Origin of the sequence: Paenibacillus ihuae (assembly GCF_001368795.1) — a bacterium.
In the GTDB taxonomy this organism is placed as follows: domain Bacteria; phylum Bacillota; class Bacilli; order Paenibacillales; family Paenibacillaceae; genus Paenibacillus_AQ; species Paenibacillus_AQ ihuae.
This window is the reverse complement of sequence record NZ_LN831198.1, coordinates 902,403-913,744: the sequence shown is the minus strand read 5'-3', so window position 1 is coordinate 913,744 and position 11,342 is coordinate 902,403. Positions and strand designations below refer to the sequence as shown.

The following is an 11,342-nucleotide window of genomic DNA, read 5'->3' as shown; positions in this document are numbered from 1 at the left end:
ACATTGCCCAAAACCATAATGATCAAACGTGTTATATCTACCTTAATCAAATACCTCTTCATATGGCCCGTCCTATGTTCATAGTATAGTTCTGCTTTTCACAAACAACGAGGTCATTATATCATAGTTTCACTGGCAGGGCGGTACCTTCTTCAATGGTGAAGATCCTCCAGAAGATATAAAGCAATGTCTTTGATCAGCCTAATCCTTTTGATAAAACCGGACATAATCAACCCTGAACTCGCTCGGGTACACAGGCGCTGGCATGTCCCCGCTCTCCGGACGCGGAATCTCATAAATATTTAGCATCAGCTGCATGGGATAGTCCGGCGACTGCTTCGAGTGGTGGATAAGCTCGTTATCGATGTAGAAACGGACGCCATCCGCTGTCCAGTCTACCGCGTAAATGTGAAACCGGCTGGCGTCGATAGGAAACTCCTGCTCGAAGAACTCCTCTTCAATGGCCGGATCTCCAAAAGGATGCAGGCCGAATCCGATGATCGACTTCTCCGTGTCTCCGCCATTCCAGCCCTTCTGCTCAAACACGCAGATCTCAGCCGACCGCTCCGGACGGTCCTCGAATCCAATCATCCAAAGGGCGCACAAATTATTGGGATTATATAGTCCCTTCGCCCGGAGCTCCAGATAGCCGTAATGAGGCGTAAACAACCTCTCCTCCGCCTGTTCTTCGCGGACACGGCAGCTGCTGGAAAAACGGTGCTGGCCATACTCGCTCCCGAGCGGTCCGGAATATACCCCGGTCTGAAGATTGCTGACCTTGATGCCCCCATTGAATTCGGTACTCCAGGGCTCCTGATCTTCCGTAATTTGCAGGATCAGCTGGCTCTCCTCGAACCGGTAATTCGCCTTGGTCTTTGCACGGCTGCTCCATTGCGGCAGATAATATGGAAGCCATTTGCTCTGGTCCAGATCTCCCGAATCAAAGTCGTCCTCATAGACCAGCGTATACCCCGGCTTCATCGTTTCATTTCTCGGAAAATCATACCCCGACATCGCTCAGCATCTCCTTTGCTTAATCTTCTTCTGCCCGGGAAAGGCATAGAACACCCTTTTTACCAAGCATAATCCAAGTTTCCCTCGTGTACAATTATTTCCTTTTAAAATTCACCTATACTTTTAGACAGAAAAAAGGAATCTAATGAGCTTCTGTCCCCCTCCAAATTCCTCGTTTATTCCATATTCAATTTGTATTAGATAGGGTGTGAATCCGCTTTAATACGCGCCATATTCAAACCAATCAAAATCTGCCGTATTGTCAGAGGCCGTCCCGTTACTTGTGCCATACATTCCAATGCAGCAGCCTACAAATCCGCCTGCTACCTCGGTACTCAAACTGCTTGTATCCACATGTTCTGCAACCAGATGATATTGATCTCCGTCGGGACTGTAATAGAAGCTCAACTCCTGGCCTCTCGCAGCCATTTTTAAATACAGCCTTGGACCATCGACTTCTGCTTGAGCCACAGTCGTCTCCTGGCCATTAATACAGGTCACAACACGTAAGGCTTGCCTGTCATCATGCAGCACGCGTTCAAACCGGATATGGAACTTCTCATTTTGAATGACCGCCAAACCTGCCGATTCATGAATGCTCCGCGCCTCAAACTCCATCACAGCTGCAGCCGCATAGTCAAAATGCTGTTGACGCAGACAGATAAAGCTGAGATTATCCTGATCCTTGAACGTTTGAGGTTTTATCTTTAGCCGTAAATACCCTTTACGTTCTGTCAATGAATATAAATCCGCCTGCGGATTCCTTAAGAACATCCATTTAAGTGCCAGCTTGTCACTGTCAAAATGGTCACAGCGCAGCTGCGGCTCCACAGGAACCGGCGTTAGTCCAATGACCCCCTGCTCCTCCAGAATTCCCCGGCCCTCATTGACTACAGGCCATCCATCCTCCCAGATCACTGAAGCAAGAAACGTCTCCCGCCCCAAATTACTATAGCTGCCTCCATATGGACGTGAAGCGAGCATCACCATAAACCATTGACCGTCTTCAGCCTGAACCAAATCGGCATGCCCTACATTAACTACCGGATAATGCTTGCCCAGATGACGATGCGTAATGATCGGGTTGTTCGGATTGCCTGTATAGCCTTCTGTCAGCTTCCGGCTGCGGGCAACGGTCACGGCGTGATTCGGCCCCGTTCCTCCCTCTGCAATCATTAAATAATAGAAGCCGTCTTTCTTGTACAGATGCGGCCCTTCCGGCCAAATCACATCTGTCATGGCGCCTCTCCAAAGTACATAACTCTCCCCTGCAAGCTCCATGGTCTCCAAGTTCAACTCCTGAATCCATACCTCCCAGTTGCCGTCATAACGTACTCCAGTCGAGTTAGGTCTTGTACCCAAATAATAGGCTTTCCCGTCATCAAAGAAAATCGTAGGGTCAATCCCTATGGCTCCTTGAATAAAATAGGGTTCCGACCATGGCCCGGCAGGATTGGTTGCTGTAACAACGAAATTCCCGCCATGGGTTACATTGGTCGTGATCATATAGAACTTGCCCTCATGATAACGGATCGTTGGGGCAAAAATCCCTCCTGAGTGCCCGGCTCCCTGTAAGTTCACTTGTGAGGGACGGTCAAGCACATTGCCGATCTGCTTCCAATTCACAAGATCACGGCTATGAAAAATCGGCACACCCGGAAAATACGCAAATGTCGATGTCACCAAATAATAGTCTTCCCCGACCCGGCATACGGAAGGGTCCGGATAAAACCCAGGCATTATCGGATTGTAATAGGTAATAGAATGGTGATTTTGTTTATTAGCAGTTGTCATTCTTTTACTCCTTCACGGATATATGGTTTAGTGTATAAGTTAAGTATAGCGTTTACAAATAACCACGGACAACCTGTCAATTTACAGTTATTTATCACTGTTCAGAACGGTTATCTGGTAGGATAATAGATATGAACAAGATGCAAAGGATATAGGTGCAGCCTATGAAGTCAATGTATTCCGGTTTCAGAGAGAGTTCAATTTGTAAAGGAAACGGGTATAAACCTCCAAATTTACACAAATGGGGACCGGGTGTCCGCGATGTTTTTGCCTTGCACTATATTGTAAGCGGTAAAGGCTACTTACAAACATGCCATGCAACTTACTCCTTAACGGCGGACCAAAGCTTCATCATATTCCCTAATATGGAAATATACTATTATCCCGATCCGCAGGATCCGTGGGAGTATTATTGGATTGAATTTAACGGGCTAGAGGCCTCACGCCTTGTGTCGATGATTCAGATTACTCCTGATCATCCGGTCTTGGAGGCATCGCCACAAGATTTCAAGCCGCTGTATCAAATGGTCAAAACTGCCGGAATGGAGCCGTTCGAACGGGAGCGTTCAGATGCAGGGCTGCATCTTTTGATGTCCTATTACATGGAGCACTACCCTAGTGACAAAGCTTTTCTCAAAAAGGATTACGCCTTATCCGCAAGGGAATTCATTGAAAGCAACTTTTGGAAGCCTTCATTATCGGTTCTGGACGTAGTCGAATTTGTGAACATTGAGCGCAGCTATTTGTTCCGGCTGTTCAAGGAAGAGAACGGCATATCCATTTCCGGTTATCTGACCACCTTCAGGATTCGGCGGGCCTGCGAATTGTTGAAAAATGCACAGTTATCCATCCAGTCATTGGCCTATTCGGTGGGCTATCAGGACCCGTTATATTTTTCAAAAGTATTCAAAAAAGCAACCTCATACACTCCGTCGCAATATAGAAAGCTCATCATGGAGCATCCTGCGGAAGCCGGTCCTGATATTTCTATCTAAACCTATCAAAAGTCCAGCTTAGCGAAACAGCACACAATTCCCGGATTCCCGGAAATATTTTATCAATTTCTCAATGGGGCTGCGGCCGCATTTCAGGTGCTCGCCAAGACAGTCTATACACAGGAAATCTTGGGCATTTCGTGTAACCAGCTTCAGGTAGATCGCTACATCATCGGTCATTAAGGGAACTCCGCAGGTTCTGCATGTCCTATTCATGTTCATGAGATCCTTTATACCAGTTTCGCCCGCACAATCAGACAATCATGAGCCGGAACTACGGGAGCATATCTTTCTTTAAATTGGCCGATTTCTTTATGCTCCCAGCAGTCATAGAGCGACAGTGATTTACCGGAAGCATAGGGTAGCCCGATATCCCAGAATTGCAGTGACATTTCCCTTTGGCCATCACTTAAATTGAAGAAGCCTATAGCAACATCTCCGTCCGTTAACACTTTCACCAGCATAAACACATCATCCGCATGAAACCATTGAGGTTCCGGCTTGATACGGTAAGCACCGCGGCCTTCAACATCCTGATTAATGGCAATCAAATCCCCGTTCAACAGAATATCCCTGGTGGCCTGGTTGGCCTTGCGGATGTCACTGCCAATCATCAGCGGAGATCCCATCATGCTCCATAACGAAAAATGGGTCTTGTACTCCACATCACTGCAACCGCCGATCTGGCTTCCGATAAAGTCGCTGTTGCTGCCTCCGTACATGCCGACAACCAGCATATCCATATCATTATGACAATAAGCTCCTGTATAACAGGCTTTATCAAGCTGTGACAATGCCAGACCCTTGATAGAATCCCAGCTATCCTGAATATCCCCTGTGGACCGGTACATATGGGCGCCTGATTCACGAATCCAGTGATATACATTGTCCACACCCCAGTTGCACGCCGAGAACAGAATATCTCTTCCGCAGTTTTTTAGCGCCAGACTCATTCGTTTGTACAGCAGTTCCCCTGAGATATGTCTCGGTTTGAAGCAGTAATCATATTTTAAGAAATCCACGCCCCATTCAGCCAGTAATTCGGCATCCTGAAATTCATGCTCAAAGCTCCCCGGGTACCCTGCACATGTATGTGTTCCTACACAAGAGTACATCCCAAACTTTAATCCCTTGGAATGGATATAGTCTGCAAGCGCCTTCATTCCGTTCGGGAATTTGACCGGGTCGGCAACCAGCTTGCCATCCTTGTCCCGCTCTTTCAGGCTCCAGCAATCATCAATTACAATGTACTCATATCCCGCCTCTTTATACCCTTCTGCAACCAGTGTATCTGCAGCCTCCCGGATAAGCTGTTCGTTAATGTCCCAGGTAAACGTGTTCCAGGAATTCCACCCCATGGGTGGCGTCAGGCCGAGCTGTTGTTTGTTCATCAAAGTATTCATCCTTTCGTGTAACCCGAATATTTAGTGTAAGAACAGTAGCTATATTCTTTATGTATTTAATCATAGACGACTCTTGCGATCTATAGCTTGACGTTGCTTTCACATGTACATTTGTTGCTTTTCTCCTGAAAAAAGAAACTTCCTCCAGCTACCTTTGGTCCGTTACCGGACAACGCAACTGTATATATAATTATTTTTAAATTATTCAATATTATGTAAAATTTAGACTGTGATTGTTATCCTATACCGGTTTTATCTAATGATAGATCAATAAGTCGTGAGGATTGGTCATTGTTTGAAAGAAAATGATAATTTATTATAGTTGCATAGTTATGTAAGCGCTAACATCGAGGAGGGATACTAGCAACATAACGTTCAGATTAGGTAATTACTAATGGAAGGAGGACAGCATACCGGCCAGCAGGTTTAGGGTATAGCCACCCTGTTGAAAGCTCCAATTATTATACAAAGGGGGAGTGAACCGATGCGTAGTCACAGCATGAGAAGCAATTCTATACGAAAGTTTCTTTATATTTCGCCTTTTATGGTTTTACTTGCTGTCTTTTCCTACTACCCCCTCTATGGATGGGTATATGCATTCTTTGACTATATGCCGCCGATACCGCTGTCAAAAGCACCATTTGTCGGTTTCAAATGGTTTCATTCCTTGGTAGAAAACCAGGTGAAAGTTGACCAGTTGGTGCAGGTCATCAAAAACACCTTCGGCATTAGCGGGCTGAGTATACTTTTCTCTTGGCTCCCCATGATCTTTGCCATTTTCCTGACAGAGATCAAAGCCGTCCGTTTCCGCAAAATTATCCAGACTGTAACCACTCTTCCAAACTTTATCAGTTGGGTACTGGTCTATTCCCTGGCCTTTTCCATGTTTTCAAGTGAAGGTGTCGTCAACGGCTTTTTGACCCAGATGGGGCTGATCGACTCCCCTGTACTCTTCCTTCAGAACTCGGACCATGTCTGGATTACGATGTGGTTCTGGATTACATGGAAATCACTGGGCTGGTCAGCCATACTGTATATCGCGGCCATTATGGGGATTGATGAATCTCTTTATGAAGCGGCTTATGTAGATGGTGCGACGAGAATGCAGGTCATCCGGCATGTGGTTTTGCCAAGTATGCTGCCGACTTATTTTGTGCTATTGATGCTCCAGATTGCCAGCTTCCTGAACAATGGGCTGGAGCAATATTTCGTTTTCCAGAATGCCTTCAATAAAGACACCATTCAGGTATTGGATTTATACGTGTACAACCTGGCTATGGGAGGCGGCAGCTATTCCGTTTCCGTCGCGATCAGTATGCTGAAAAGCCTGATTAGTGTTGCGCTTCTCTTTTCCGTAAACGGGCTGTCCAAATTATTAAGAGGAGAGGGCATCGTATGAGTGACAACCCGACAGGAATAACACCGGTTGCCAAAGAAAATAACAGCCGCCTCTCCAAAAAAATAAAAATGCAGGTCAGTCCAACCGACAAGCTGATTTCCGCTGTAATCTATGTCCTGTTTTCGCTCTTTGCATTTATATGTGTATACCCGTTCTACTCCATCATCATCAATACCATAAGCGCCAACGATCTCAGCGCCAAAGGTGAAATTGCGTTTTGGCCGAGGGGGATTCATTTCCAGAACTATGTTGACGTATTTAAAATACCGGGACTGTGGAATGCATTTGTCATTTCTTTGGGGAGAACAGTAATAGGCACCCTTTTGACGGTCGGAGCCTCTGCCTTTTTGGGATTTATGTTTGCCCAGGAGGATATGTGGGGGAAAAAATTCTGGTACCGGTTTACCATTATTACGATGTTTTTTAATGCCGGTATTATCCCGTGGTACTTGACCATGAGATCCCTGCACCTCACCGACAATTTCCTGGCATACATTCTGCCGTCTATCGTAGCTCCATTTTTCATCATTCTTGTGAAGACATTTGTAGAATCCACACCGAAGGAATTGCAGCAGGCGGCCAGCATTGACGGTGCAGGGATTATAACGATCTTTTATAAGGTTATCCTGCCCATCAGCAAACCTATATTGGCTACCGTCGCCATATTCTCGGCAGTGAACCAGTGGAATTCCTTTCAGGATACCCTGCTGCTGGTTACGGACAGCAAATTGTACAGCCTGCAGTTCATTCTGTATAACTACATCAATCAGGCCAGTTCCTTATCCACCATGGTCAATCTGCAAAATGCCGGGTCCACCGCAATGGCAAGTCTGGCCACCAAGCAAACCACCACATCCATTCGGATGACCGTTACCATCATCGTTGTTGCACCTATTTTGCTGGTATATCCGATTTTCCAAAGATTTTTTGTAAAAGGAATTATCATTGGTGCAGTTAAAGGTTAATAGGCACGATGATGATAAATTAATCATTTGGGGGGCTGTACATGAACAGAAACAATAAGCTGGCAAGAAAATCCTCAATGCTGCTTGGCACCACCTTGCTTCTGGTAACAACGGCATTGAGCGGATGTAGCGGTAATTCTAACAATGCGGGTACAGCAACGGGATCACCCGATCCAGGTACAGCAACCGAGTCATCCAGTCCGGGTACAGGGATCGACCACAGCAAACCGCTGACCATTACCGTATTTGACAACGCAGCAAATTATCAGGGGGAGCAGACCGGATGGTACGGAAAGCTGATTAAGGATAAGTTCAATATCACCTTAAATATTCTGTCTCCGCAGGTTGCCGGCGATCAGCTATACAAGACAAGATCAGCGTCGGGAGATCTGGGAGACCTCCTGATTATTGACAACAGCCAGCTGGAGGAATTGATTCCGGCAGGAATGATTATGGATATTACGGATAAGATCAAGAATACGGAACACCTGTCCAAATATGTGGACAATCACTTCAAGCCTTTCAATGCTGCATTCCAAAGCATCAATCCTGATGGGAAGATATATGCGCTGCCGACTTTTACATCGGACACTTCCCCGACTACCTTCTCGGAAGAACTCCCTTACTCCAGTCCGCTTATGCCTTGGGACTACTACAAGGGAATAGGAGCTCCCAAGCTGAACAATCTGACTGATCTTCTGAATGCATTGAAGCAGATGCAGGAGAAATATCCTAAGACACCCGACGGCAAACCGATCGTTCCGATTACCTTGTGGAAGGACTGGGACAACGGAAGTATGGAAAATGTCCGCTGGCTCAGTAACTGGTATGGTTATGAACAGCCGGACGGAACCTCGACCATACAATTAAATGCAAAAGGCGATATTGTTCCTCTCGTTGACGACAACAGTATGTACAAGAAAATCCTTAAGTTCTACTATGATGCCAATCAGATGGGGCTGGTGGACCAGGACTCGCCTTCCCAGGACTGGAATAAAGTCTCTGAAAAGCTGACTAACAAACAGGTTCTGCTCTTATGGTATTCATGGCAAAGGGGCTTCTACAATACCATTGAAAGAGGCAATAAAGGTGACGGCAATGTTGCCATTCCGATCGCTGATACCCATATTATCCAGAACAGTGATGCCTACTTCGGGAACGGAAGAGTATTTGCTGTAGGTTCAAAAGCAAAAAATCCGGACAGAATCATTGAATTCATGGATTGGCTGGCCTCTCCTGAAGGTCTGCGCTACTATACCAATGGATTCGAAGGCTTCAACTATGAAAAGACGGCCGACGGCAAGTTTAAGCTGACACCAGTAGGACAAACGGCGTTTCAAGATAATACCCCCGTTCCTGAAGAATACGGCGGCGGCGGATATCAAGACGGACAGAGTAAGCTCAACACTATGATTATGAGCGACTTTGTGGTAGATCCGGAAACGAAAGAATTCTACAACAACACTTATTGGAGCTCAACCATAGAAGCAAACAAGACAGTTCTGACTACGGAATGGCAGAAAACCTATAATGCAACCACTCCGACAGAATACTATCAGAAAAACAATATGATCGATATCGTGCCAAATATTAATACAAGTCTCGGGTCGGACTCCTCGGACATTAAGAATAAACGGAGCCAGATCTCGGATTATGTGAAGAACACATCCTGGAAAATGATATTCGCCAAGGACCAGGCAGAATTCGATAAGCTCTGGACCAAGCTGAAGGCCGATGTGGTCGGTCTCGGTTGGAATGATGTCCTGGCCGTAGATACGGAAAGAGCACAAAAAATCGTTAAAATGCGTGCCGATGCAGTCGCGAGCAAATAATCATTGTCACACCAAGCACTTTGCGTATAACCTGCTCTAATCAAAGATAAAGGGGCGTTCCCGGCAGCCATAATGGTCTGCCGGGAACGCCCCCTTGTTGTCATATACGGCTTCAAGCAGCGGTTATCCTTGAGCGGTCAGCTAAAAAATAAGCTTCGAGAACTGATATAAGCCGTTCTTCCAGACCGGCCAATCATGGTCGCCGTTTTCTTCCACCCAGATATGCGGTACGGAATGCTGCGACAAATACGCATGCGTCCGGTCGCTGACATTCTTAAGACTGTCCAGATCCCCGCACGATAAAAAGAGCAGACTGAGTAGCTCTGCAGTCTTCTGAGGTTCCGGGAGCAGCAGCTCAGGCAGCTTCGTATTGGGAGCCGGAGAGAACGCCCCGATCCAGGCGAAACGGTCCAGATTGCTCAGACCAATATTCAGGGATTGCCCTCCGCCCATGGATAATCCGGCAATGGCACGGTGCATCCGGTCCGTCAAGACCGAATAATTCATTTCAATATAAGGGATAAGATCATGGAGCAAATCCGATTCGAAGGTTTCGAAGGCCTGGATCTTGTCAGGAGCAAAAATATCTCCTTCCGCCCGGTCATTCAGCATCGCCCGGCCGTTCGGAAGTACAACAATCATAGGCTTCAGCATTTGATCCGCATACAGATTGTCCAGAATGATCTGGGGCTTGCCGTGGTTGTACCATTCTGTCTCATCTCCGCCAATCCCGTGCAGCAGATACAAGACGCTGTACGCCTGTTCTGCGGAATAGCCGGGTGGCGTATATACCATTGCCTTCCGGGTGCTGCCTACCGCTCTGGAGGGATATTCAATAGTATGGATCTCTCCCCGCACAATGCCATCCCTCTCCGTGTCATATCCGGCAGTTTGTATCGTATATTTCCGATTGCTCTCGTTCATTACCGCTCATTCCTCTCTGTATGGATGGCTTGCCGATTGAAACATTGCTCAACCAGAAATTGCATCACCTCACCCGGAGGCTCCTCCATCGGCACTGCCTGGTCCGCAAACACCATGCCGTAAGGTGTTTCCGGCGTACACGGTTTCCAGAGAGGCAATTCCTCGCCAGTCGAATCTTTGCCGTTCGGATCGCCCGTGCCAACGAAATAGGCCAGATAATTGCACATCTGGCGGGCAAGATCATAATGCTTGCCCACAAAAGGCCGCCAGCATTTGGCCAGCGTTTCGAAGTGGAACCACAGATCCACCGAGTGGAAGGTTCCGGGATCATCCCAGCCCGGAATGTCCGCATCAAAATTGTAATAGTACATCGGAACACCGCTGCCGGAATCACTATTGGCCTTAATCGCAACACGGGCTGCATATTCAATATTATTCACGGAAGCTTTTTGGATCATTTCCTCCAGACTTCCTGTATCAACGGCGCATAGCTTAAGATACGCTTCGGCTTCCCCGCCAAACATTTCAACAGCCATGGCTCTGAATTCCTCCATGGTGCCGGCGCCTGGAGCACTCATAAATTCGGAAGAGGTATTTCCCAGCATGACCGGCACCTTGTGGTGCTGCCCCTTCAGAAAAAGGTCATACGGATTACCGGGACAGTACACCTGGTCTATGACCGTTCCCCAGAAGTGGCCGTATTCCAGCATTTTATCGCGGATATATACGGCATCCAGCTTGCGGGCCTCTTCCAGAGTAGATACCCCTATAAATTCAAAAAAGGCTGCCCCCTCCGCTTCAGCCTGCCTGAGGGTACGGTCTAGCAGAGGCATCGAGTTGCCGGGATACAGCGGAGTAAAGACGCCGCTCATAACCACGGCCCGCTGAAACAATCCTTCATTCTGCGGCGAGGTTAGTTGGCTCATCACACTTGCGCCGCCGGCCGATTGTCCTCCTATTGTGATTTGGTCAGGGTCTCCGCCAAAAGCAGCGATATTGCGCTTCACCCACTGCGT

Annotated in this window: 10 protein-coding genes; 4 read left to right on the top strand and 6 right to left on the bottom strand. The window is 47.2% G+C overall.

Features of this window, described 5'->3' with window-relative positions; all coding sequences use genetic code 11:
- Positions 1–201: 201 nt before the first annotated feature.
- Both AQR02_RS04090 and AQR02_RS04085 read right to left on the bottom strand, forming a co-directional pair.
- Positions 202–1,014 carry a glycoside hydrolase family 16 protein gene (locus tag AQR02_RS04090; protein ID WP_054939504.1) on the bottom strand — a complete coding sequence of 271 codons (813 nt, stop codon included), beginning with the start codon at positions 1,012–1,014 and terminating at the stop codon, positions 202–204.
- Positions 1,015–1,233: 219 nt separating this feature from the next.
- Positions 1,234–2,808, bottom strand: coding sequence for a glycoside hydrolase family 43 protein (locus AQR02_RS04085; RefSeq protein WP_054939503.1), 1,575 nt, complete (start codon positions 2,806–2,808; stop codon positions 1,234–1,236).
- Positions 2,809–2,972: 164 nt separating this feature from the next.
- Here AQR02_RS04085 and AQR02_RS04080 point away from each other — a divergent pair, with 164 nt between their 5' ends.
- Positions 2,973–3,803: a helix-turn-helix domain-containing protein gene (locus AQR02_RS04080; RefSeq protein ID WP_054939502.1), complete on the top strand. Its 831-nt coding sequence runs from the start codon at positions 2,973–2,975 to the stop codon at positions 3,801–3,803.
- A gap of 18 nt (positions 3,804–3,821) precedes the next feature.
- On the opposite strand, the gene AQR02_RS04075 is transcribed toward AQR02_RS04080, so the two are convergent.
- Both AQR02_RS04075 and AQR02_RS04070 read right to left on the bottom strand, forming a co-directional pair.
- Positions 3,822–3,983, bottom strand: coding sequence for a hypothetical protein (locus tag AQR02_RS04075; protein ID WP_206103756.1), 162 nt, complete (start codon positions 3,981–3,983; stop codon positions 3,822–3,824).
- A gap of 50 nt (positions 3,984–4,033) precedes the next feature.
- Complete coding sequence (locus AQR02_RS04070; RefSeq protein WP_054939500.1) at positions 4,034–5,194, bottom strand: glycoside hydrolase family 27 protein; 1,161 nt, start codon at positions 5,192–5,194, stop codon at positions 4,034–4,036.
- Between the two features lie 775 nt (positions 5,195–5,969).
- Between AQR02_RS04070 and AQR02_RS04065 the strand changes: the two genes are divergently transcribed.
- The 3 genes from AQR02_RS04065 to AQR02_RS04055 are packed head-to-tail and all read left to right on the top strand — an operon-like array spanning position 5,970 to position 9,402.
- Complete coding sequence (locus tag AQR02_RS04065) at positions 5,970–6,605, top strand: ABC transporter permease subunit (RefSeq protein WP_245237093.1); 636 nt, start codon at positions 5,970–5,972, stop codon at positions 6,603–6,605.
- Entirely contained in the window at positions 6,602–7,570 is a 969-nt protein-coding gene (locus AQR02_RS04060; RefSeq protein WP_054939498.1) for a carbohydrate ABC transporter permease, read from the top strand. The genes AQR02_RS04065 and AQR02_RS04060 overlap by 4 nt, the downstream gene beginning before the upstream one ends.
- A gap of 41 nt (positions 7,571–7,611) precedes the next feature.
- Positions 7,612–9,402 carry a type 2 periplasmic-binding domain-containing protein gene (locus AQR02_RS04055; protein WP_054939497.1) on the top strand — a complete coding sequence of 597 codons (1,791 nt, stop codon included), beginning with the start codon at positions 7,612–7,614 and terminating at the stop codon, positions 9,400–9,402.
- Positions 9,403–9,543: 141 nt separating this feature from the next.
- Here AQR02_RS04055 and AQR02_RS04050 read toward each other — a convergent pair whose 3' ends face one another.
- Both AQR02_RS04050 and AQR02_RS31005 read right to left on the bottom strand, forming a co-directional pair.
- Positions 9,544–10,326: an alpha/beta hydrolase gene (locus tag AQR02_RS04050; RefSeq protein WP_054939496.1), complete on the bottom strand. Its 783-nt coding sequence runs from the start codon at positions 10,324–10,326 to the stop codon at positions 9,544–9,546.
- The coding region (locus AQR02_RS31005; protein WP_148449130.1) for a carboxylesterase family protein at positions 10,326–11,342 on the bottom strand (1,017 nt) is incomplete at its 5' end. The genes AQR02_RS31005 and AQR02_RS04050, both read right to left, overlap by 1 nt.

Coding starts and splice junctions, on each gene's coding strand:
- AQR02_RS04075 (WP_206103756.1), bottom strand. CDS start 3,983: ATGACCGATGATGTAGCGATCTACCTGAAGCTGGTTACACGAAATGCC.
- AQR02_RS04060 (WP_054939498.1), top strand. CDS start 6,602: ATGAGTGACAACCCGACAGGAATAACACCGGTTGCCAAAGAAAATAAC.
- AQR02_RS04055 (WP_054939497.1), top strand. CDS start 7,612: ATGAACAGAAACAATAAGCTGGCAAGAAAATCCTCAATGCTGCTTGGC.
- AQR02_RS04085 (WP_054939503.1), bottom strand. CDS start 2,808: ATGACAACTGCTAATAAACAAAATCACCATTCTATTACCTATTACAAT.
- AQR02_RS04050 (WP_054939496.1), bottom strand. CDS start 10,326: ATGAACGAGAGCAATCGGAAATATACGATACAAACTGCCGGATATGAC.
- AQR02_RS04080 (WP_054939502.1), top strand. CDS start 2,973: ATGAAGTCAATGTATTCCGGTTTCAGAGAGAGTTCAATTTGTAAAGGA.
- AQR02_RS04065 (WP_245237093.1), top strand. CDS start 5,970: ATGATCTTTGCCATTTTCCTGACAGAGATCAAAGCCGTCCGTTTCCGC.
- AQR02_RS04090 (WP_054939504.1), bottom strand. CDS start 1,014: ATGTCGGGGTATGATTTTCCGAGAAATGAAACGATGAAGCCGGGGTAT.
- AQR02_RS04070 (WP_054939500.1), bottom strand. CDS start 5,194: ATGAACAAACAACAGCTCGGCCTGACGCCACCCATGGGGTGGAATTCC.